Origin of the sequence: Mycobacterium sp. SM1 (genome assembly GCF_018361265.1) — a bacterium.
Classification (GTDB): domain Bacteria; phylum Actinomycetota; class Actinomycetes; order Mycobacteriales; family Mycobacteriaceae; genus Mycobacterium.
In genome coordinates this window covers 604,148-625,710 of the sequence record NZ_JAFLNH010000001.1, presented here as the reverse complement: position 1 = coordinate 625,710, position 21,563 = coordinate 604,148, and the positions used below count along the sequence as shown (strand labels likewise).

Genomic DNA, 21,563 nt, shown 5'->3' with positions numbered 1-21,563 from the left:
GCTAACTAAGCTAACTAAAGACCACGGGGTGTGCACGGCGCGCTGCGCTCGGCGAGATCGGACGCCCTGTGGCTCAGGGGTGTGGTCAGCGACGACCGCGGTACCTGGGGTGAGGCGAGCAACGGCATCCAATCGACGCCCCCCTAGCTTCGGGTGTTGCCGATGAGCTCGACCCCGGCGCCGTTCCACCGAAATTTCACCACGCTGGCCAGCCCCCTGATACTCCCGGAGTAGGTCAGCGCCACCGTGTCTCCAGTGCACTGGGACGTGTCAATGCCGTTGAAGCCGAACGTGTCGGGTACTCCTTGGGGTATGAACTTGCCGAGATGGAACATCACCGCACGGGTGTTGGGGTTCTCGGCGTTCGTGTTGGCCTTGACGATCACGACCGACAACTGGGCGCACTCGTTGTAGTTGCCGGCCAACGGTTCCGGATTCCACGGCTGCTGGCTGCGCGGATCGCGGGGCAGCTCGGAAACCGCCCTGGCGATCGCGGGTGCGGCCAAGTCAACTGCACACGGGTCTGTCGGCGGTGCGCTGCTGGTCGGTGCGATGGGCGGACCAGATGCGCGGGGGGTAGCGGCCGTACGAGTGGTCGGCGGTGGCGTTTTAGCGACCGTGGAGTCGCCCGGCCCGCAGCCGGTCGGTACGGCACACAATGCGGCAGCGACCAGGCCAGTCAGTAGGCAGCACCGGAGGTGGCAGACCACAAAGCGCACCGTACCGTTACCGTGCCCACGGCCGTGGTAGGCGCGGCGGCACAAGCCCACCACGGTGTTTCGCGGGTGGTGACCCGCTGCGCTCGGCTTCGCCGAGCTGGCGATCACCACTAAACTTCAGTTCCAATGACTTCCCCCGCAAATTTGTGTGCGACGTCCCGGGTGGGGTGTGCTGATCTGCGAGTCCATCCCGCGGCCGTGCGGCGGATCACCGGCGGATGACGCTGTCCAGGCTCGCCACCGCCCAAGGTGGACACCAACCAGTTAGCCGGGCAGACCGGGTCGCGTCGCTGACCGGCATCCGCGCGGTCGCTGCCCTGCTGGTGGTCGGTACCCACGCCGCCTACACCACCGGCAAATACACCCATGGCTATCTCGGCTTGGTGTGTTCGCGGATGGAGATAGGCGTGCCTATCTTCTTTGTATTGTCCGGCTTCCTGCTCTTTCGCCCGTGGGTGCATGCGGCAGCCAGCGGCGGTCTACCCCCGTCGCTCAGCCGTTACGCCCGGCACCGGGTGCGACGCATCATGCCCGCCTACGCCGTCACCGTGCTGCTCGCCTACCTCGTCTACCAGCTCCGCACGGCCGGGCCGAACCCCGGGCATACCTGGATCGGGTTGTTTCGCAACCTCACGTTGACGCAGATCTACACCGACAACTATTTGGGGTCGTATCTGCATCAGGGCCTCACCCAGATGTGGAGCCTGGCCGTGGAGGTCGCTTTTTACCTGGTGCTACCACTGCTGGCATACCTGCTGCTGGATTTGGTGTGCCGGCGGAGATGGCGTCCCGTGCGGCTGCTAGCCGCCCTGGCTGGGCTCGCGTTGATCACCCCGGCGTGGTTGCTCGTGGTACACACCACAACTTGGCTGCCCAACGGCGCTCGGCTGTGGTTGCCGACCTATCTCGCCTGGTTTCTCGGCGGCATGGCGCTGGCAGTGCTGCAGGCGATGGGAGCTCGCTGCTATGCGCTGGCGGCTATACCGCTGGCCACGGCGTGTTACCTCATCGCCTCCACCCCGATCGCCGGCGCGCCGACGACATCGCCGACCGCGTTAGGGGAAGCGCTGGTCAAGACGGGATTCTATGGCGTCATCGGCACGTTGGCCGTGGCCCCACTGGCCCTTGGTGATCACGGATGGTACGCCCGACTGCTCGCCACCAAGCCAATGGTCTGGTTGGGGGAGATCTCCTACGAAATCTTCCTCATCCATCTTGTGACCATGGAGATCGCGATGGTGGACGTGGTGCGGCGCCCGATTTACACCGGCTCGATGCTGTGGCTCGTCGTCGCGACGCTGACGATCACAATCCCCCTTGCCTGGCTACTGCATCGGTTCACACGCGTGCCGGGCTGACCCACACCGCTCGGTGGGTGAAGGGGCGCAGGGCACAACAGAGACCGTCATGCGCCAAGGCCCTCAAATCGCCGCGCCCGGGTTGAGGATGCCCAGGGGGTCCAGCGCCTGCTTGATCCGCCGGTTCAGCGCCATGGCGTCGGGTCCGATCTGCTCGGCCAGCCACGGCCGCTTCAGCCGGCCGACACCGTGCTCACCGGTGATGGTGCCACCCAGGCGGATGGCGAGCTCCATGATTTCGCCGAACGCGAGATGGGCGCGCCGCATCATGGCGGCGTCGCCGGGGTCGTAGACGATCAGCGGATGGGTGTTGCCGTCGCCGGCGTGGGCGATCACCGAGATCGTCAGCTGGCGCTCGGCGGCGAGGTCCGCAATCCCGGTGACTAGCTTGCCGAGCGCCGGCAGCGGCACCCCGACGTCTTCCAGCAGCAGCGATCCTTTGCCCTCGAGGGCCGGGATGCAAAACCGGCGCGCTGCAACGAACGCCTCACCTTCGTCGGGGTCGTTGGTGGTGAACACTTCCTTGGCGCCGTGTTGGGCGAATACGGTAGCCATCAGCTCGCCGTCCTCGGCGCCTGCCCGGCCACGCTCGTCGGAGCCGGCGAGCACCATGGCGGCGGCGTCGCGGTCCAGACCCATGCGGAAGCTGTCCTCGACGGCGTTGATCGCCACCGAGTCCATGAACTCCAGCATCGCGGGCCGGATACGCCCCGTGACTCCGAGCACCGCGGCGGTCGCGGGCTGCACTGAGTCGAAGGTGGCCACCACAACACTCGACGCCGGTTGCGCAGGGAGCAGTCGCAGCGTCACCTCGGTGATGACACCCAGCGTGCCCTCGCTGCCGACGAACAGCTTGGTCAGGCTCAGCCCGGCCACGTCCTTGAGCCGCGGTCCGCCCAGCCGCACCGCCGTGCCGTCGGCCAGCACTACCTGTAGGCCCAGCACGTAGTCGGTGGTGACCCCGTATTTCACGCAGCACAGCCCGCCGGCGTTGGTGGCGATATTGCCGCCGATACTGCAGATCTCATACGACGACGGATCGGGTGGATACCACAGCCCGTGCTCGGCGGCGGCGCTTTTCACCTCGGCGTTGAGCAGTCCGGGTTGCGCCACCGCGGTCCGCGTCACCGGGTCGACGGTGATGTCGCGCATTTTTTCCGTCGAGAGCACGATGCTGCCGTCGAGCGCGGTGGCTCCGCCGGACAGTCCGGTCCCGGCACCCCGGGTGACCACCGCTATCCGATTGGCGCTGGCCCACCGCAGGACGGTCTGTACGTCTTCGGTGCAGCGGGGCCGCACCACGGCCAGCGGTTTGCCCGCCGAAGGATCAAAGGCGCGGTCATGTCGGTAGCCCTCGGTGATGGCCGGATCGGAGACCACCATCCCGTCCGGCAGCTCCGCAATCAGACCGGCCAGCACTTCAGCGCCCACGGCCCGATCCTACGTTTTAGCCGTCTAGCCGTCGCGGCGGCCGTGAGTTCGGTTAACGGCAAGCGGTTGGGTGTCGGGGCAATACCCGCCCGTCGTTGGGGAGGTGCTGCCGCACGCAGGGCTGCTGGTTGCCGGGCGCAACGCGGCCAGCACGCTCATGCACGATGTTGGGGTGCTCCCGCATCCGCGTACCGGCCAGGCTTTCGACTCGCCGGTGGCGCCCGGCACCGGCTGGCCAGGGGATCCGGCGACGCCGAAGACCCCGGTTGCCGCCGATCGGGTGCAGGTATCGAAGCTGGCGAGCGCCGCTGGCTCGATAGCGAAACTCGACGCGCTGATCAGTGTGTGCCGGGCCTGCCCACGGCTGGTTGCCTGGCGCGAGGAGGCCGCGGTGGTAAAACGCCGAGCCTTCGCCGACCAGCCGTACTGGGGGCGGCCGGTTCCGGGCTGGGGATCGGATCGCCCGCGACTGTTAATTCTCGGCCTGGCGCCCGCCGCGCATGGCGGCAACCGGACCGGGCGGATCTTCACCGGTGACCGCTCCGGAGACCAGTTGTTCGCCGCCCTGCACCGGGCCGGGCTGGTGAGCGCGCCGATCAGTGTGGACGCTGGGGACGGGCTGCGGGCCAATCAGATTCGGATAACCGCACCGGTACGGTGTGCGCCGCCGGCGAATTCCCCGACGCCCACGGAACGGGCGACGTGCTCGCCGTGGCTGATCGCCGAATGGCGGCTGGTGTCCGAGCACGTCCGGGTGATTGTCGCGCTGGGCGGCTTCGCCTGGCGGGTCGCCTTGCAGTTGGTGGACGCCGGCGAGAGGCGCAAGCCGCCGTTTGGTCACGGAGCGGTCGCACAGCTGCCGTCGGGTCTGCGTCTGCTCGGCTGCTATCACCCCAGTCAGCAGAACATGTTCACCGGCAAGTTGACCCCGGCCATGCTCGACGCCGTCTTCACCCACGCCAAAAAGGCAGCGGGAATTCGGTGACAGCGACTGGCGGCTCCAATGCGGGACCGGCGGCGATGCCCATGCGCGTCGATTCTGGGCTAGCGCGGGCTAGAGCGGTGGGGCAGGAGCGTTGACGCCGGGCTAGCGATGGGCTAGCGACACGCTTTAGCGACGGGTCAGCACGATCACCGGGATCGGTCGTGATGTCCTGCTCTGATACCGGGCGTAGCGGTTGGCGTTGTTCTTGTTGACTAGCTGCCACAGCCGCGCGTAGTCAGGGTCACCGGGTAGCACCGGGCGCGCCGTGACGCGGAATCGTTTTGGCCCAACATTGATTTCGACGTCAGGGCTAGCTTCAATGCCGGGTAGTTAAGGTCCGAGGGCTGTTGTCAACGATTTCGACTCGTGTGTCGCATGTTTGGGTTCGGGGTCGTTGATGATGGCGGTGATGCTGGTGATCGGTGTGCTGCGTTCGGGCCGATAGGGGTCTTTCTTGTTGTAGCGCGACAGTGGGGATTTGACCTTGCGGACGCTGGTACGTGGTCGCCGGGGTGGGAGCAGGTCAGCGAGCACGGCGCGGCCGATGTGCCCGACGAGGTCGGTGTCGTTGGTCACGTTGGCGGCGTTGACCAGCAGGTCTTTCGCCGTTTCCAAAGCGGTGGTGAAGCTGGCCCGGTCCGGGTCAGTACCGGGGCGGGATTCGACCGCACTGACCATGGCACGCCGCAGCGCCTGGTAGACGGTCAGCAGCGCCCACATTTCCTGTTCGAGTCCGGCCGGGTCGGTCGATCGCAACACGCGGCCGGCGGCCAGAGTGTGCCGCAGCGCCAGGTAGGCGATCTCGTGCTCCCAGCGCTGGTGATAGACGGCGATGAACCGCCGCGCGGGATAGCGGCGCGGGTCGCACAAGGTGGTGGCCAACCGGTAGGCCGCTGTGTAGCGGGTGCCATCAGCGCAGGTGACGGTGATATCGGCGGTGATGATCCGCACCGGCAATGTTCCGATGCGCGACAGGTAGGAGCCGTCGTCGAGGCGCGCGAGTACGGGCAGGCGGCGGGTGGCGCACAGCCGGACGAGGAACTGCGCGCCGGTGCCGGCCAGCTCGGTCAGGAAGGTTTCACCGTCGAATCCGCGGTCGCATAGCACCAGCATCTGTGCGTTGAGCAGGTGCAACAGTCGCCGGGCGTAGTCGGTCTCGCCGGTGGACGGCGGTCCGAACACCGCCCCCAGCAGCGCCCGGGTACCGGTCTCGACCACGCTCATCAGCCTGATCACCGGATACCCGGTGACACCGAGCGAGGCCTTGAGTTTGCCCAGCCAGCAGCGGTTGCGGTCGCTGTCAGCGACCTTGAACGACACGCACCCATCGAACGCGACGGTGCGATAGTGCCCGAACCGCACGCCTGGGGTGTCCGGTGCGGCCACCGGGCCGGCCAGCACTTCGAATAACGACCGCATCGGTGCGGCGCCAAGGCGGCGACGCAGATCTCGAAGCGCCTTGTCCGACAACGATCTGCGGCGGCCCGGCAGGGCTGCGGTGAGCTTGGCCCAAACCTTGCGGTAACCCAATCCGGGGAATAGGCACATCGCCAGCACGAAGTACACCCCCACCCGCGAGGGCAGCACCCGCAGCCGCCGCTGGGTGCTGCCGGTCTCAGCCAGCACCGCGTCCACCAACTCCACCGGGATCTGCCAGGTCAGCTCGCCCAGATGACCTGGAGCCAAGAGTTCGGCACGACGTACGGATTCGGGCATGGCAGAATTCGGCACCGCGACTCCTCGGTAGCAGAATTGGATCTTCGTCGACCGTTCTTCTACCAGGAGTCGCACCCATATCGTTACACAACACGCGCCACATAAGCACCGCGTGTCACCTTGACAGCTCCCGCGACGCCTTAACTACCCGGCATTGGGGCTAGCTTTGAGGTTGTGATACCAGCCCGGCGAGCGGGGATCGCCGCCTTTGGAGGCCACGATGACGTACGCGTCACCATCGCGTGCATACGACAGTGATGCGGTACGCGGCTTTCCGGTCTTCGCGCCGGTGGTGTGCAGCAGCAAGCTTGGCGGCAAGCCCGGGATTCGGTGACCGATCCGCCCTCGGGTGCCTTTGTAGATCGCATCATGCACCCGCAGCAGACGTCCACCAATCTCGCGCTCAACCCACCGCGATATCTCCACGACGTCAGTCTTGCGCAGCCGCGTCCAGCTTTGCCAGCGCCTCCCGCAGAATCCGCCCGGTAGCCTCCCGGTCCGGATCGCGCCGAAGCAGCATCCCCTTGGCGACCGAGAGCTTGTCGCCGTTGCGCCGCGGGAGCACATGCAGGTGAACATGCGACACCGTCTGGAAGGCGGCAGGGCCGTCATTGATCGCGATATTAGTGGCGTCGGCCAGGGTCGTCATGCGGGCCGCCCGCGCGATTTGTTGACCGATTGTCACCATGCGGGCCACAGTCTCCGGCGGGGTATCGGTGAGGTCGACGGTGTGCCGCTTGGGTAGCACCAGTGTGTGGCCCCGGGTGAACGGCCGGATGTCGAGGATGGCAAGGTATTCGGGATCCTCGAAGACCCGAATGGCGGGCGCCTCCCCGGCGACGATCGCGCAGAAGACACAGGACACAAGGCCACCGTAGCGGAGTCGATCAGCGGGACAGCGCCGCCGCTACCAACTCGATCGCCCGATCGAGGATCGCGCGGGTGGTGCCGAAATTCAGCCGTGCGAAACCGGAGCTCACCGCGGGGCCGAACGGGATTCCGGGGCTGAGCGCCACCTTGGCCTTCGACAGCAGATACTCGGCCGGTTCGGCGGGCAGGTTCAGGGCTCGGAAATCGACCCACGCCAGGTAGGTGCCCTCCGGAGTGTTGACCTTCACCCCGGGAGCCAATTCGGGCAGCGTCCGCGCCAGGTGATCGCGGTTTGCCCGCAGGTAGGCCAGCAGCTCGTCGAGCCACGGTGCGCCCTGCTGGTAAGCGGCGATGTTGGCCCGGATACCGACCGTGGCGGCGCCCATGCGGTGCAGCCAGTTGATTCGGTCCCAATCTTTGGTGTCACGGGGGTTGGACAGGACCACCTGAGCGCACATAAGACCGGGTAAATTCCAGCCTTTGGACGCCGACATCAAGGTGACCACCGTTTCGGCGGCCCCCTCCGACACCGAGGCGGCGGCGATGTGGCGGCGTTCGTAGACCAGCGGAGCCCAGATCTCGTCGGCGATGACCCGGGCACCGTGGCGGGCCGCGATGTCCACGAGCGTGCGCAACTCCTCCTCGGTGAACGCGGTGCCCAGCGGATTGTTCGGATTGCATAGAATCAGCGAGCCCGCACCGCGCGCGAACGCCGCGTCAACAGCGTCTGGGTCGAGGACGTACCGTCCCGAATCATGCTGCGCCATCGGGATTTCCACCCGCTGACGACCGGTGACCTGGAGGACGTCGAAAAACGGCATATATGCCGGCACCGGCAAGACCACCGGGCTTTCCGGCCTGGTGAGGAAGTCGATGACGACTTCCATTGCCTTGAGGACATCGGGAACGGTGCGGACCCACTCCGGTTGGACGTTCCAGTCGTAACGGCGCTGGCACCACTCGGCGGTCGCAGTCGGCAGGGTCTGCTCGCCGAACTGTGGATAGCCGAACTCCTCGTTGGCGACGCACTCCCGCACCGCGTCGAGCACCGCCGGTGCCGTGGGAAAGTCCATCTCGGCGATCCACAATGGCAGCACATCCGGGTCGAAATGGTTCCACTTGATCGTGTTGCGCCGGCGGAGTTGCTCTTCGGTCAACCGGTTGAAGACGGCGTCGCTCATGTCAGTAGTCTGCGCCACCTTCCCGCCGCGACGCTCACGGCATGGGCCGGTGGGCGCGGTCGTGCCTGGTTGTTGAGTCCTGTACAACTCGAGTTCAAGATTCTGCCACCGTCCAGGAACTATGCCTGTGGGCGATGCGACCACTGTGGTATGACGTGTGCGGACGTTACTGCGACGACCATCAATCAAGCGACCGCCAGCTACGGTGCGGCGCGACGGCGTTGGCGAATCCCGGGCTTGCTGCGCGGTATCGGTCCCGAGATGGTCTCCGGGGCCTCCGACAACGACCCGACCAATGTGGGGACCGCCGTCGCCGTCGGGGCCGCCACCGGCTATCAGCTGGCGTGGGTGGCGCTGCTGGTGGCACCCATGCTCGCTGTCGTTCAGAGTATCGCCGCTCATGTGGGTTCGGTGGCCCGCAGCGACCTGCAGACGCTGACCCTCAAGCGCTACGGGCGGGGTGTCGCCGCGCTCCTGATGGTCTCGGTGGTCGTCGTCAACGTTGTCACCATCGCCGCCGATCTGCATGCCGGCGCGGCCGGAATCGGGCTTTTGGTCGGTGCGCACGCGCGCTGGTTGGTGTTGCCGCTGGGCCTGGGTCTGATCGGGCTGCTGATGGCTGGTGGATACGACGACGTGGTCGGCGTGTTGCGGTATCTGCTGCTGGGCTTCCCGGCTTTCGTGGCCGCGGCCGTCCTCGCCCACCCGGACTGGTGGCACCTGGCCTATGACAGCCTGGTTCCAACGCTGTCGCTGCGCCATGACGTGATCGCCGGGGCGCTGGCCCTGGTCGGCACCACGCTGACCAGTTACGTCTATGTGTGGGAGACCATCCAGCGGGGGGTAGAAGAACCGGCCGATGTCAGCCAGGGCCGTGGGCTGGCCCGGACGAGATTGGGCGCGACGGCAAGCGCTGTCTACACCGCCGTGGTGTTTTGGGCCATGTTGGTGGCGTCGGCGGCCACCCTGGGTCAGCATCACCAGAGCGTCACCTCCACCCGGCAAGCCGCCGAGGCGCTACGCCCGCTGGCCGGCCCGCTGGCGGAAAACCTGTTCGCCGTCGGGCTCGTGGTGTCCGCGGTGGTGGCCTTGCCGGTGCTGATTGCCAGTACTGCCTATGTGGTCGGCTCGCAGTTCGACTGGCGCTGCGGCCTTTCCGAGCCCGTCAAGAACGCGTGGGGTTTCTATGGTGTGCTGGCGGCGTCGGTGGGCCTTGCTTTCGCGGCGACCCTGGCCAACATTTCCCTGATCGACGTGTTGGTGGCCGCGAGCGTAATCGCGGGATTGGGCACACCGCTCGGCGTGGTGCTGCTGGTCCGGCTGGGGCGTGATAGCGCGGTCATGGGCAGCCAGCCCATCTCGGGCCGAATGGCCATCGCCGGCTGGGGGGTCGCCGTTTTTGTCGGCGGACTCGGATTGATGTACGCCATCGGAGCGGCATTGGGCATGTTCTGACTTCGAGCGGTGGCGCCGGCGTCAAAACCAGAGCAGCCGCCAGCCGGCCAGTCCGTCGCTCACCGTTGCCGTCGTTGAGATACACCCGCCCGAACTCCGGGTAGTCGGTAAACGGTTGGGCAAAGTCGTTGGTTACCGTCGCCGGCGTTATACGTTGACCGGGTGGACGACGCGGCGAAACCGAATATCGAAGATCTGCTCGACGGTCTGGAGGGCGTTGCGCGCGCCGAGCGCGCGGAGCTAATCGGTTGGCTGCTCGAGCAGGGCTTCAGCCTCGGCCAGATCCGGGGCGAGTTCGTGCCCATGCTCCTGGCCACCCGTCGGCTGATGGGCGACGACGGTAGCTATGTCTCGGCGCGGGAGATCAGCGAATCAGCGGGCATCGACTTGGACTTGCTGCAGCGCGTACAACGCGCCATCGGGCTGGCCCGGGTCGATGATCCCGACGCGGCCGTGCACATGCGGGCCGATGGTGTGGCTGCTGCGCATGCACAGCGATTCGTCGAGGTCGGGCTGGATCCTGAGCACGTGGTGCTGGTGGTGCGCGTGCTGGGCGAAGGGCTCTCGCGTGCCGCGGAGGTGATGCGCCACTCCGCGATGGCAGCCATCCTCAAGCCCGGGGCCAGCGAACTGGATATCGCCAAGGGATCGCAAGCACTGGTGGGCCGGATCGCGCCGCTGTTGGGCCCGATGATCCAGGACATGCTGTTCATGCAGTTGCGTCACATGATGGAAACCGAAGCGGTGAACGCCCGCGAGCGAGCCGCGGGCGCGCCGCTTCCTGGAGCCCGGCAGATCACCGTCGCCTTCGCCGACCTGGTCGGCTTCACCCGGTTGGGCGAGGCCCTATCACCCGAGGAGTTGGGGCAACTCGCCAACCGGTTGGCCGATCGGGCCCGCGACGTGGCTGCGCCACCGGTGCGGTTCATCAAGACCATCGGCGACGCGGTGATGTTTGTCTGCACCCACTCGGTGTCGTTGCTCGACGCCGTCTTGAAGCTCGTTGAGACCACCGACACCGACAACGACTTTCCGCGGCTGCGAGCGGGCGTAGCCTCCGGAATGGCGGTGAGTCGCGCCGGTGACTGGTTCGGCAGTCCGGTGAACCTGGCCAGCCGGGTCACCGGGGTGGCGCGGCCGGGTGCCGTGCTGGTCGCCGATCCGGTGCGCGAGTCCGTCGGCGAGGCCGCGGGATTCAGCTGGTCTTTCGCCGGCGCGCGCCACCTCAAAGGCATCAAAGACGAGGTGAAACTCTTTCGTGTCCGGCGAGGTGACGGCGCCGAAGGTCATCAGTAACACGCAAAGGGCAGGCCCGGCGGACACTCGGGGGCGTCTCACCATGTCCAACGCGGCCGGCTTTCACCCGCCTACCGGCTCTTCGGATCAGTCCTTTCCGGGCCTGCTTCGCACCTAAAGCTACAACGTCGAACGCGTCAGATCAACGATTTTCGCCGGGCCGGCACCAGCTCGCCTACATTGGCGTGCCCGATCGTGCTTCCCGTGTCATGCGGTGTCGTGATCGTGGGGAGGCGCAGGCGACCATATCGCGTTCGCTGGGAGCGAACGCCGTTGGTATCAGGTTGTAAACCTGTAATAATGTAATCATGGCGCATCACCATATGTATGGGCGGGGATGTGGCCGCCCCGGCGGCTGGCAGCAAGCGCACCAACCCGACGCCAGCGACGCGGCGGATTGGTTCGCCGGGCGCCTGCCCGACGGCTGGTTTGACGGCGACCCGACGGTGATCGTCGACCGTGAGGAGATCACGGTCATTGGCAAGCTGCCCGAACCCGACAGCTCCGGACACGAACAAAGCAAGGCCCGCGCGTCGGGCCGAGTCTCCCGATTCCGCGAGGAAACCCGGCCCGAGCGAATGGCCATCGCCGATGAGGCGCAAGAACGCTACGGCCGCAAGGTTTCCTGGGGCGTCGAGGTTGGCGGTGAGCGAATTCTGTTCACGCATATCGCGGTACCGGTGATGACTCGCTTGCGGCAGCCTGAGCGTCAAGTGCTCGACACCTTGGTCGATGCGGGCGTCGCGAGGTCGCGCTCCGATGCGCTCGCCTGGGCGGTCAAGCTGGTCGGTGAGCACACCCAGGAATGGCTGGCAAAGCTTCGTGAGGCGATGGAAAAGGTCGACGACCTGCGCGCGCAGGGACCGGAGCTATAGAAGTCGTTGCATACCGCAGTGCCACGTGCCGGGCAGTGTAGCCGACCTGCATGTCGGGGCCCAGGAGCTCCGGGTGTGGAGACCGAAGTCCGACCTAAGTCAGACCTAATCCCGGCCTAAGTCCGAGTTAAGCCCGCGCCATCTCCCAATAGGCGCCACGCCGAGCCAGCAGCTCGGCGTGGGTGCCCTGCTCGACGATCCGACCGGAGTGCATCACCAGGATGAGGTCCGCGTCGCGGATAGTCGAAAGCCGATGGGCGATAATAAAACTGGTACGATCGCGGCGCAGTTCATGGGTGGCTTGCGCAATCAATGATTCGGTGCGGGTATCCACCGAGCTGGTCGCCTCGTCGAGGATCAGCAGCTGCGGGCGGGCGAGAAACGCCCGCGCGATCGTGATCAGTTGTTTCTCACCGGCGCTGATGTTGGCGCCGTCGTCGCTGACCCGGGTCTGGTAACCCTCCGGAAGGGTGTGCACAAATCGGTCCACGTGTGCGGCCCTGGCGGCCTGCACCACCTCGCCCTCGCTAGCATCCGGCCGCCCGTAGGCGATGTTCTCCGCGATCGTCCCGTCAAACAACCAGGTGTCCTGCAAGACCATCCCGATACGGGAGCGCAGCGAATGCCGGCTCACTGATGCGATATCGACACCGTCGATAAGAATCTGACCGGAGTCGACTTCGTAGAAGCGCATCAGCAGGTTCACCAGCGTGGTCTTGCCGGCACCCGTCGGCCCGACGATCGCGACCGTGCTTCCAGGCTCGGCGATCAGGGACAGGTCCCGGATCACCGGTGTTCCGGTGCGATAGGCGAAGCTCACGTGGCGGAACTCCACCCGGCCGCTGGGGTTGGGTGGCGCGGCTCCTCCTCGGGCCGCTGGCTGGCCCGCATCGTCGCCGCGCGGTCGCTGACCGTTGGGCGACGGCAGCGCCACGGCCCGGTCCGGAGCCTCCTCGGGCTCGTCCAGGAATTCGAAAACCCGTTCGGCGCTGGCCATCCCGGATTGCAAGGTGTTATACATTGTCGCCAGCTGGGTCAGCGGCTGGTTGAACTGGCGCACATATTGGATGAAAGCCTGGATGCTGCCCAAGGTGATCTGGCCGGTTGCCACCTGCAGCCCGCCCACTACCGCCACCGCGACGTAGCTGAGGTTGCCGATGAACATCGCCGCCGGTGATAGCAGACCGGAGACGAGCTGAGCACCGAAGCCGGCGTGGTACACGTCATCGTTGAGCCTGCGGAACTGCTCTTGCGCCTTGGCCCGGTGACCGAACGTCTTCACCACCGTGAAACCGCTGTAGGTTTCCTCGATGTGGGCGTTAAGCCGGCCGGTGTTGGTCCACTGCGCGACGAAAAGCCGTTGCGAACGCCGGGCGATCGCCCGGGTCACCGCCACCGACAGCGGCACGCTCAGCAGCGTGATGCCGGCGAGCAGCGGTGAGATCGACATCATCATCACCAGTACGGCCAGCACGGTAACTACCGTGGTCAGCAGCTGGCTGACGGTGATCGAGATCGACGTCTGGATGTTGTCGATATCGTTAGTCACCCGGCTCAACAGCTCACCGCGCTGCCGGCCATCGAAGTAGGACAGCGGCAACCGGTGCACTTTGTCTTCGACATCGCCGCGAAGCGCCCTCATGGTCCGTTGCACGGTAACGTTGAGTATCCGGCTCTGCAGCCAAAGTAACAGTGCGCCAAAAAGATACAACGTCAACGCAAACGCCAGTGTGTGGCCTAGTGCGGCGAAGTCCACGCCATGTCCCGGCCTCACGTTCATCCGGGAGAGCAAGTCGGCGAAGGTGTCCTCGCCGCGGGCGCGGGCCGCGGCCACGGCTTGCTCTTTGGTCGCACCGGGCGGCAACCGCCGACCGATCACCCCGTTGAACAACAGGTCGGTGGCATGACCCAGGACGCGCGGCACAATCACCCCGATAGCGATCCCGGCCATCGACAGGGCGACTACCGCGCAGGCCAGCCCACGTTGCGGGATAAGGCGTCTCAACAGGCGTATCACCGAGCCGGTGAAGTCGCGAGAGCGCTCCGTGGAGGTCGAGACGGCCCCGCGCACTGGCACGGTCACGGCTGGCCCCCCACCCGGGCGCCCAGTGACTGCGACTCGACGAACTGGGCATATGTCGCACAATCGGCCAGCAGGGACTCGTGGGTACCCCTCCCGACGACCCGCCCGTCGTCGACGACGACCACTTGATCGGCCTGCGTGATAGTTGAAATACGTTGTGCAACAATAATAACTGTTGAATTCGCAGAGATCTCCCGCAGTGACGCGCGAACCCGCGCATCGGTGTGCACATCAAGCGCGGAAAATGCATCGTCAAACAGATAGATCGCCGGACGGCGAATCACGGCTCGCGCGATCGCCAATCGCTGTCGTTGCCCACCGGAGAAGTTGATCCCGCCCTGGGCCACACGCATCTGCAGGCCATCATCGTGTGCGCGGACAAACCCGTCGGCGGCCGCCACGCGCAGGGCTTCCCACATCTCGGCATCGGTGGCGTCGGCTTTGCCGTAACGCAAATTGTCGGCGACGGTGCCGGAGAATAGATAGCCACGCTGGGGCACCAGCCCGATCGCCTCCCACAATCGCTCGATGTCGTAGTCGCGGACATCCACGCCATCGATACGAACCGCGCCCGCGGTCACATCACGCAGCCGACAGATCAGCGATAACAGTGTCGACTTGCCCGAACCGGTGGCGCCAACGATCGCGGTGGTGGTTCCGGGCAGTGCGGTCAGTGAAACATTTTGCAGCACCGGACGATCAGCACCGGGATGGCGGAAGGTGGCCCGATCCAGGCACACCTCACCGCTCACCCCGCGCGGCGGGAACGAGGGCTTTCGCGGGGTTGCGACGGCGGGACGGGCACGGAGCACGTCCCCAATCCGTTCGGCGCACACCGTTGCCCGCGGCAGCACCGCCAGCAGCATCGTCGCCATCAGCACCGCCATCAAGATCTGCATGAAATAGGCGAGAAAGGCGATCAGCGAGCCGATCTGCACCCGGCCGGAATCGATGCGCAGGCCGCCGACCCAGAGCAGCGCGACGCTGGAGAAGTTGATGGTCAGGGTCGTCACCACCGGCATCAATGCCTGCCAGTTGCCCGCGCTCAGCGCCGTGTCCGACAGCGCGGCATTGACGGCGGCGAACCGCCGGCGTTCGAAAGGTTCCTGGGCGAATGCCCTAACCACCCGCACACCGGCCAGTTGGTTGCGCAGCACCCGGTTGACGGCGTCGATCAGCTGTTGCATGCGCCGAAAGATCGGCAGGGTGCGGGCGATGATGCAGTAATTGGCCACGATCAGTACCGGAACGCTTACCAGCAGCAGCCACGACAACCCGGCGTCCTGACGCAGGGCCATCACAATCCCGCCGATGCACATGATCGGCGCGGCGACGAACACGGTGCCCGACATATGGACCAGGAACTGGATCTGGCGGACGTCGTTGGTGGTGCGGGTCAACAGCGACGGCGCGCCGAACCGCGCGGTCTCTTGCTCGGAGAAGGTGATGATGTGATGAAACATCGCCGAGCGCAGATCCCGGCCGAATCCCGTCGCGGTGCGGGAGCCGAAGTAAACGGCCCCGACCGCGCACAGCGCCTGCAGCCCGGTGACGCCGAGCATCACCCCCCCGAGTTTCACGATGATGGCGGTGTTGCCCTTGGCGACGCCGTCGTCGATGACCACCGCGTTGACCGTCGGAAGATACAACGACGCCAAGGTGCTGATCAGCTGCAGCACCATCATGACCGCCACCAACCGCCGGTACGGCCGCACGTACTGGCGCAGCAGTGCCAGGACCATCTGGTAACTGTCGCACATCCGGTTGCCGCCGGTCACTGCACGGCTTGCGCCCGGTGTGCCGTGCGCGCTGGCGAAAGCCCTGCTCAGGTCCGTCGGTGGTTGACCTTCCGGGCTGCCGCTACAGTGCAACGTGTGACGAGCAGGAGGCGGGTGTGATGGCGCGGCGAGACGTGACGGCGCTGGCGCTGGCGGCCGCGACCGTGATTCCGCTGGTTGCCGCGTGCTCTCATTCCGGTTCCCACCAAGCCCAGCAGACGCCGTCGTCCGCCCCGGCGTCTGCGGAAGGCCACCACGGGCCGATGTTCCCCCCATGCGGGGGCATCAGCGACCAGACGGTGACGGACCTGACCAAGGTGACCGGGCTGGTCAACACCGCGCAGAACACCGTGGGCTGTCAGTGGCTCGCGGGCGGCGGCATCCTCGGCCCGCATTTTTCCTTCTCCTGGTATCGGGGCAGCCCGATCGGGCGGGAACGCAAGACCGAGGAGCTCTCGCGGACCAGTGTCGAGGACATCAACATCGACGGCCACGGTGGTTTCATCGCCATCGGTAGCGAGCCCACTTTGGGCGATTCGCTGTGCGAGATCGGAATCCAGTTCAACGACGACTTCATCGAATGGTCGGTGAGCTTCAGTCAGAAACCGTTCCCGGATCCCTGCGACGTCGCCAAGCAACTGACGCGACAGTCGATCGCGAACGCGAAATGACGCATTCGGTGCGCCGGGGAAGAATACGTGCCGCGGCGGTGATTGCGATCAGCGCGCTGGCGGTGGCGGTTGGATGCTCGCGGTCGGTCGCGGGCAATCCGGTCAAGGCGGGGGGAGCCGGTGTTCCACGCAACCAGAATTCCGAGCAGCAGTACCCGAACCTGCTCAAGGAATGCGAGGTGCTGACCACAGACATCCTGGCCAAAACCGTGGGCGCCGACCCGCTCGACATCCAGAGCACGTTCGTCGGCGCGATCTGCCGGTGGCAAGCGGCCAACCCGGCGGGTCTCATCGACATCACCCGGTTTTGGTTCGAACAGGGCAGCTTGAACAACGAGCGCAAGGTCGCCGTGTTTTACAAATACCAGATCGAGAGCCGTTCCATTGCGGGTGTGGACTCGATCGTCATGCGGCCGAACGACGCCAACGGCTCCTGCGGTGTCGCCAGCGATGCCGCGGGCGTGGTTGGCTGGTGGATCAATCCGCAGGCGCCCGGAATCGACGCGTGCGGGCAGGCCATCAAGCTCATGGAGCTGACCCTCGCGACCAACTCTTAACGTCGGCAACACCGCTGCGGCTTCTGACCGCGGCCACCGTCACGGCTTTGGGGACGGCCTCGGGGACGGCTTTGGGGTGCGGCGACAATTCGACACGCCTTAGCGCGGCACGTGGAAGCCGACCAGCGCAGCACCGCCCCAGTGGAGGTCTTGCCAACGGCCTGGCACCTGCAAGACGGCGATCGCCGACGTCGGAAACTTCGCCGAGACACGCTCGACGACGCCGTTATCGGTGCCCTCAGCCCCGCCCAGGCGAAGTGCCACTGCTGACGTCGTGGGCTCGTGCCCGATGACAAGCAGGCTGTTCACTTGTTCCTCGACGCGGTTGAGCTCGTCGATCACCGTCTCGGGACTGGCGCCATAGAGCCGCTCGACAAAGCGCACCGGCGCCTGGATCGCGGCGCGGGCCCACGTCTCACGGGCGCGTGTGGCCGTGGAGCACAGCACACGGTCGATGCGGGGGAAGTTGGCGCGCAGCCACTCACCGGCTAGCCCGGCTTCCCGGACCCCGCGGGGCGCCAACGGCCGGTCCCGGTCGACCACCCCCTCCGGCCAGGCCGACTTAGCATGCCGCAGCAGCAGCAGGGTGTGGTGGCGATCGCCCACGGCGCCCACCTTAGAGCTTGAGCGGTGCGGATGGCCAGGGCGCCGCGCTGCGACAAGCGGCTGCGACGAGCGTCAGACCTGCCGGCCAAGATCCCCGGACTTGTCGGCACCCAGACCTACACTCGCCTTGCCGTGAGAGCCGAGCAATGTCGGGAGGGCTTCGGGGATGCGATTTGTGCACACCGCCGACTGGCAGCTGGGCATGACCCGGCACTTCCTTACCGGTGATGCTCAGCCGCGGTACTCCGCCGCCCGCCGCGAGGCGGTGGCCGGGCTGGGCCCACTGGCCGCTGAGGTGGGGGCGGAGTTCGTCGTGGTCGCCGGCGACGTCTTCGAACACAACCAGCTCGCCCCCCAGGTGATCAGCCAGTCCCTGGAAGCCATGCGCGCCATCGGTATTCCGGTCTACTTGTTGCCCGGCAACCACGATCCGCTGGACGCATCATCGGTATACACCGGCGCGCTGTTCACCGCCGAATGCCCGGGCAATGTCATGGTGCTGGATCGGGCGGGGGTCTACGACGTGCGGCCCGGGTTGCAGATCGTCGCCGCGCCGTGGCGGTCCAAGGCGCCCACCACCGACCTGGTCGCCGGCGTGCTCGAGGGTTTGCCGGCCGACGGTGTCACCCGGGTGCTGGTCGCCCACGGCGGCGTCGACGTGCTGGACCCCGATCCGGGCAGGCCCGCGCTGATCCGGCTGGCCGCAGTCGAGAACGCGCTGTCCCGTGGCGCCGTTCACTATGTTGCGCTGGGTGACAAACACTCGGTCACCCAGGTCGATGGCGGCGGCCGGGTGTGGTATGCCGGCACTCCGGAAGTGACCAACTTCGACGACATCGAACCGCACCCCGGCCATGTCCTGGTCGTCGACATCGACGACATCGATCCGGGTCGCTCCGTCACCGTCGATGTCCGCCATGTCGGGCGCTGGCGTTTCCTCACCCTGCGTCGCCGGGTGGACAACAGCCGTGACATCACCGACCTGGATCTGAGTCTGGACTCGCTGACCGACAAGGATCGCACCGTGATCCGCTTGGCCCTGACCGGTTCACTGACGGTCACCGATCGCGCCGCGCTGGAGGCCTGCCTGGATAAGTACGCGCGGTTGTTCGCCTGGCTGGGCGCCTGGGAGCGCCACACCGACCTGGCGGTAGTCCCGGCCGACGGCGAGTTCAGCGATCTGGGCATCGGGGGGTTCGCCGCCACGGCCGTCGACGAGCTGGTGGCGATGGCGCGCGCGAGCGATGCCGAGGCCGCCGACGACGCCCAGGCGGCGCTGGCGCTGCTGTTGCGGCTCGCCGGCGGGGGGGCGGCATGAGGCTGCACCGGCTGGTCGTGACGAATTACCGGGGCATCGCCCACCGGGAGATCGAGTTCCCGGACCACGGCGTGGTGGTGGTATCCGGCGCCAACGAGATCGGCAAGTCGTCGATGATCGAGGCGCTGGACCTGCTGCTGGAGTCCAAGGATCGCTCCACGAGAAAGGAAGTCAAGCAGGTCAAGCCCACCCACGCCGACGTCGGATCCGAAGTCACGGCCGAAATAAGCTGCGGCCGTTATCATTTTGTTTACCACAAGCGGTTCCACAAGAGGTGTGAGACGCGGCTTACCGTGCTGGCGCCGCGCCGCGAGCAGCTGACCGGCGACGAGGCGCACGAGCGGGTGCAAGCGATGCTGGCCGAAACGGTCGACATCGAGCTCTGGCGCGCCCAGCGGGTGCTGCAGGCCGCGTCGACCGCTGCAGTGGATCTGTCCGGCTGCGAAGCACTCTCGCGTGCGCTCGATGTTGCCGCCGGTGACGCTGGCACGCTTTCCGGGTCTGAGCCGTTGCTCATCGAGCGGATCGAGGCCGAGTATGCGCGCTATTTCACCCCGACCGGCCGTCCCAGCGGCGACTGGGCCGCGGCGATCTCTCGGCTGGCCGCCGCCGAAGACGAGGTGGCCCGGTGGGCCGCGGCGGTCGCCGAAATCGACGATCGGGTGCGTCGGCACGCCGTCCTAAGCGATGAGCTCGCCGAGCTGTCGCGACAGCAACGCGATGCCGACGCCCGGCACCGGGCGGCGCAAGCGGCCGCCGCGAAGGTGGCCGAGCTCACCGCGGAACTCCACGACGCCCGGCTGATCGCCGCCGCCGCGGACGCGACCAGCACCGCGGCGACGGTCGCGCACGCCGAGCGGCGTCGTCTGCAAGCGGAGGTCGACACCCGCGCCGCGACGCTTGCCGCCCTGCAGGCCCAAGCGAACGAGGCCGCCGATTCGCAGTCCACCGCGCGGGAGGTTGCCGCCGCGGCCGATGCCGCGCTTGAGCAGGCTGCCGAGACGCTCGCGGCCGCGCAACGACGCCTCGAGTCCACCCGTGGCGTCATCGAGCGGCTGTGCGCTCGCGACGAGGCCGACCGGTTGAGTGCCCGGCTGGCCAAGATCGAGGCCGTCCAGCGTGACTGTGATCGCATCAGCGGCGAGCTCTCGGCTATCGCACTCACCGATGACCTCGCGCAGCGGATCGAAAACGCCGCGGCCGCGGTCGATCGCGCCCAAGCGCAGCTTGCGGCGATCGCGGCGACAGTGGAAATCACCGCCGTCGCCGACATCGAACTCAGCGCCGAGCGCCAGCAGATGTTGTTGCCGGCCGGCCGGAGCTGGTCGACGACGATCACCGCCCCGACCGAGTTCCAGGTTCCCGGTGTCCTGACCGCGCGGGTTACCCCGGGTGCGACAGTGCTGGACATTCAGGCCAAATATGATGCGGCACAACAGGAGCTGGCCAGCGCCCTGGCCGCCGGCGAGGTCAGCGACGTGGCCGCCGCAAGGCGCGCCGGCCAGCGCCGTCACGACCTACAGAGCCGCCGCGAGCAGCTGGCCGCGACCCTGGCCGGGCTGTGTGGCGACGATCAGGTCGAGCAGCTGCGATCAAGGCTGGCGCGGGCGCGCGCCGGTCTGCCGGAGGGGCCCGACGCCTGCACGATCGATGCCGCCGCCGCCCACGCCGAGCTTAACGCGGCCGAGGTGGCTCGCGTCGTTGCCGACGCGGAGTGCGAGAAGCGCCGCCAGGCCGCGGCCGCGGCGGCCCGCAGCCTAACTGAGAAATCCACCTACGCAATGCTTTTACAGGACAAGGTGGCGGCTCAGCGTGCTGAGTTGGATGCGATCGCCGAGCGGCTGGCCCAGCAGCGCGCGGCGGTCAGTGACGAGGAGCTAGCGTGCGCGGCGGACGCCGAGATGCGGGCAGCGCAAACCGCGCGCCAGCGCGTCGCCGGGTTGTCCGAGCTCCTGGAGGCCGCAGCGCCTGACGCGGTAGCTGACGAACTGGCTGAGGCCGCCAAGGCGGTCGAGGCGGTGCGTGCCCGTCACGACGAAGTTTCCCGGGCGCTGCAGGAACTCAGCGTCGAGCTCGCGGTGTTGGGCACCCAAGGACGCAAGGGCAAGCTCGACGCCGCGGAAAGCGAGCGGGAACACGCTGCCGACGAGTACACCCGGGTGCGCCGGCGCGCCCGGGCCGCCGAGCTGTTGCGCTCGGTGATGGCACGCCACCGCGATATCACCCGGCTGCGCTACGTCGAACCGTTCCGCGCTGAGCTGCAGCGTCTGGGCCGGGTGGTATTTGGGCCCACCTTCGAGGTCGACATCGACGGCAATCTGCGTATCCTTACCCGAACCCTTGATGGCCGAACGGTTCCCTACGAGTCGTTGTCGGACGGCGCAAAGGAGCAACTCGGTATCCTGGTGCGCCTGGCCGGAGCCGCGCTGATCGCCAAGGAGGACACCGTTCCGGTGCTGATCGACGATGCCCTGGGCTTCACCGACCCGGATCGGTTGGCCAAGATGGGAGAGGTGTTCGACATGATGGGCGGCCAGGGACAAGTGATCGTGCTGACGTGCACGCCCGGCCGCTACGACGGTGTGCGGGGCGCACACCGGATCGAACTAGGCGCCTAGCGCCTCGACGCAATAGCAATAAAGGATCGGCACCACAAAGGCCAGC

At 66.7% G+C, this 21,563-nt stretch carries 17 protein-coding genes and 2 pseudogenes; 9 read left to right on the top strand and 10 right to left on the bottom strand.

The features are described 5' to 3' along the window. Positions 1–143: 143 nt before the first annotated feature. Positions 144–719: an LppP/LprE family lipoprotein gene (locus MSM1_RS02835; RefSeq protein ID WP_213440085.1), complete on the bottom strand. Its 576-nt coding sequence runs from the start codon at positions 717–719 to the stop codon at positions 144–146. A gap of 218 nt (positions 720–937) precedes the next feature. On the opposite strand from MSM1_RS02835, the gene MSM1_RS02830 reads away from it, so the two are divergent. After that, positions 938–2,077, top strand: coding sequence for an acyltransferase (locus MSM1_RS02830; protein ID WP_213440084.1), 1,140 nt, complete (start codon positions 938–940; stop codon positions 2,075–2,077). A 63-nt stretch (positions 2,078–2,140) separates the two neighbouring features. Here MSM1_RS02830 and MSM1_RS02825 read toward each other — a convergent pair whose 3' ends face one another. After that, positions 2,141–3,508, bottom strand: a complete 1,368-nt coding sequence (locus MSM1_RS02825; RefSeq protein WP_213440083.1) for an FAD-binding oxidoreductase — start codon at positions 3,506–3,508, stop codon at positions 2,141–2,143. Positions 3,509–3,665: 157 nt separating this feature from the next. On the opposite strand from MSM1_RS02825, the gene MSM1_RS02820 reads away from it, so the two are divergent. Beyond that, positions 3,666–4,493, top strand: a complete 828-nt coding sequence (locus tag MSM1_RS02820; RefSeq protein ID WP_213441323.1) for a uracil-DNA glycosylase — start codon at positions 3,666–3,668, stop codon at positions 4,491–4,493. A gap of 126 nt (positions 4,494–4,619) precedes the next feature. Here the strand turns inward: MSM1_RS02820 and MSM1_RS02815 are convergent. The 5 genes and pseudogenes from MSM1_RS02815 to MSM1_RS02795 all read right to left on the bottom strand — a co-directional run. Further along, a pseudogene (locus MSM1_RS02815) lies at positions 4,620–4,814 on the bottom strand (nitroreductase/quinone reductase family protein); the annotation flags it as partial. A 9-nt stretch (positions 4,815–4,823) separates the two neighbouring features. Next, positions 4,824–6,209: an IS4 family transposase gene (locus MSM1_RS02810; RefSeq protein ID WP_213440082.1), complete on the bottom strand. Its 1,386-nt coding sequence runs from the start codon at positions 6,207–6,209 to the stop codon at positions 4,824–4,826. Between the two features lie 153 nt (positions 6,210–6,362). Next, positions 6,363–6,635 (bottom strand): annotated as a pseudogene (locus tag MSM1_RS02805) (nitroreductase/quinone reductase family protein); the annotation flags it as partial. A 4-nt stretch (positions 6,636–6,639) separates the two neighbouring features. Then, complete coding sequence (locus MSM1_RS02800; RefSeq protein ID WP_213440080.1) at positions 6,640–7,074, bottom strand: HIT family protein; 435 nt, start codon at positions 7,072–7,074, stop codon at positions 6,640–6,642. A 22-nt stretch (positions 7,075–7,096) separates the two neighbouring features. Then, positions 7,097–8,260 (bottom strand): MalY/PatB family protein, encoded by a 1,164-nt coding sequence (locus tag MSM1_RS02795; RefSeq protein ID WP_213440079.1) that lies wholly within the window; start codon positions 8,258–8,260, stop codon positions 7,097–7,099. 150 nt (positions 8,261–8,410) lie between these two features. Between MSM1_RS02795 and MSM1_RS02790 the strand changes: the two genes are divergently transcribed. The 3 genes from MSM1_RS02790 (at position 8,411) to MSM1_RS02780 (ending at position 11,886) form a co-directional block, all read left to right on the top strand. After that, positions 8,411–9,715 carry an NRAMP family divalent metal transporter gene (locus MSM1_RS02790; protein WP_213440078.1) on the top strand — a complete coding sequence of 435 codons (1,305 nt, stop codon included), beginning with the start codon at positions 8,411–8,413 and terminating at the stop codon, positions 9,713–9,715. A 162-nt stretch (positions 9,716–9,877) separates the two neighbouring features. Then, positions 9,878–11,011 (top strand): adenylate/guanylate cyclase domain-containing protein, encoded by a 1,134-nt coding sequence (locus MSM1_RS02785; protein WP_213440077.1) that lies wholly within the window; start codon positions 9,878–9,880, stop codon positions 11,009–11,011. Between the two features lie 308 nt (positions 11,012–11,319). Next, entirely contained in the window at positions 11,320–11,886 is a 567-nt protein-coding gene (locus tag MSM1_RS02780) for a hypothetical protein (protein WP_213440076.1), read from the top strand. 127 nt (positions 11,887–12,013) lie between these two features. Here the strand turns inward: MSM1_RS02780 and MSM1_RS02775 are convergent, their stop codons facing one another. Further along, positions 12,014–14,023: an ABC transporter ATP-binding protein gene (locus MSM1_RS02775; protein WP_374101685.1), complete on the bottom strand. Its 2,010-nt coding sequence runs from the start codon at positions 14,021–14,023 to the stop codon at positions 12,014–12,016. Next, positions 13,966–15,711, bottom strand: a complete 1,746-nt coding sequence (locus tag MSM1_RS02770; RefSeq protein WP_213440075.1) for an ABC transporter ATP-binding protein — start codon at positions 15,709–15,711, stop codon at positions 13,966–13,968. The genes MSM1_RS02775 and MSM1_RS02770 overlap by 58 nt, the downstream gene beginning before the upstream one ends. Before the next feature lie 155 nt (positions 15,712–15,866). On the opposite strand from MSM1_RS02770, the gene MSM1_RS02765 reads away from it, so the two are divergent. Both MSM1_RS02765 and MSM1_RS02760 read left to right on the top strand, forming a co-directional pair. After that, on the top strand, positions 15,867–16,418 hold the full coding sequence (locus MSM1_RS02765; RefSeq protein ID WP_213441319.1) for a DUF3558 domain-containing protein: 552 nt from the start codon (positions 15,867–15,869) through the stop codon (positions 16,416–16,418). Further along, the gene (locus tag MSM1_RS02760) at positions 16,415–16,975 is read left to right on the top strand and encodes a DUF3558 domain-containing protein (RefSeq protein ID WP_236054714.1); all 561 of its coding nucleotides are present in this window, start codon (positions 16,415–16,417) and stop codon (positions 16,973–16,975) included. The genes MSM1_RS02765 and MSM1_RS02760 overlap by 4 nt, the downstream gene beginning before the upstream one ends. Positions 16,976–17,074: 99 nt before the next feature. On the opposite strand, the gene MSM1_RS02755 is transcribed toward MSM1_RS02760, so the two are convergent. Next, positions 17,075–17,581 carry a histidine phosphatase family protein gene (locus tag MSM1_RS02755; RefSeq protein WP_213440074.1) on the bottom strand — a complete coding sequence of 169 codons (507 nt, stop codon included), beginning with the start codon at positions 17,579–17,581 and terminating at the stop codon, positions 17,075–17,077. A 166-nt stretch (positions 17,582–17,747) separates the two neighbouring features. Here MSM1_RS02755 and MSM1_RS02750 point away from each other — a divergent pair, with 166 nt between their 5' ends. Both MSM1_RS02750 and MSM1_RS02745 read left to right on the top strand, forming a co-directional pair. Further along, positions 17,748–18,899 (top strand): exonuclease SbcCD subunit D, encoded by a 1,152-nt coding sequence (locus MSM1_RS02750; RefSeq protein WP_213440073.1) that lies wholly within the window; start codon positions 17,748–17,750, stop codon positions 18,897–18,899. After that, positions 18,896–21,517 carry an AAA family ATPase gene (locus tag MSM1_RS02745; protein ID WP_213440072.1) on the top strand — a complete coding sequence of 874 codons (2,622 nt, stop codon included), beginning with the start codon at positions 18,896–18,898 and terminating at the stop codon, positions 21,515–21,517. The genes MSM1_RS02750 and MSM1_RS02745 overlap by 4 nt, the downstream gene beginning before the upstream one ends. Positions 21,518–21,563: the final 46 nt, after the last annotated feature.

What these genes read in the sequence shown, in the direction of transcription:
- MSM1_RS02830 (WP_213440084.1), top strand. Translation starts at nt 938, where the DNA reads ATGACGCTGTCCAGGCTCGCCACCGCCCAAGGTGGACACCAACCAGTT.
- MSM1_RS02820 (WP_213441323.1), top strand. Translation starts at nt 3,666, where the DNA reads ATGCACGATGTTGGGGTGCTCCCGCATCCGCGTACCGGCCAGGCTTTC.
- MSM1_RS02810 (WP_213440082.1), bottom strand. Translation starts at nt 6,209, where the DNA reads ATGCCCGAATCCGTACGTCGTGCCGAACTCTTGGCTCCAGGTCATCTG.
- MSM1_RS02795 (WP_213440079.1), bottom strand. Translation starts at nt 8,260, where the DNA reads ATGAGCGACGCCGTCTTCAACCGGTTGACCGAAGAGCAACTCCGCCGG.
- MSM1_RS02790 (WP_213440078.1), top strand. Translation starts at nt 8,411, where the DNA reads ATGACGTGTGCGGACGTTACTGCGACGACCATCAATCAAGCGACCGCC.
- MSM1_RS02780 (WP_213440076.1), top strand. Translation starts at nt 11,320, where the DNA reads ATGGCGCATCACCATATGTATGGGCGGGGATGTGGCCGCCCCGGCGGC.
- MSM1_RS02770 (WP_213440075.1), bottom strand. Translation starts at nt 15,711, where the DNA reads ATGGTCCTGGCACTGCTGCGCCAGTACGTGCGGCCGTACCGGCGGTTG.
- MSM1_RS02765 (WP_213441319.1), top strand. Translation starts at nt 15,867, where the DNA reads ATGGCGCGGCGAGACGTGACGGCGCTGGCGCTGGCGGCCGCGACCGTG.
- MSM1_RS02760 (WP_236054714.1), top strand. Translation starts at nt 16,415, where the DNA reads ATGACGCATTCGGTGCGCCGGGGAAGAATACGTGCCGCGGCGGTGATT.
- MSM1_RS02750 (WP_213440073.1), top strand. Translation starts at nt 17,748, where the DNA reads ATGCGATTTGTGCACACCGCCGACTGGCAGCTGGGCATGACCCGGCAC.
- MSM1_RS02745 (WP_213440072.1), top strand. Translation starts at nt 18,896, where the DNA reads ATGAGGCTGCACCGGCTGGTCGTGACGAATTACCGGGGCATCGCCCAC.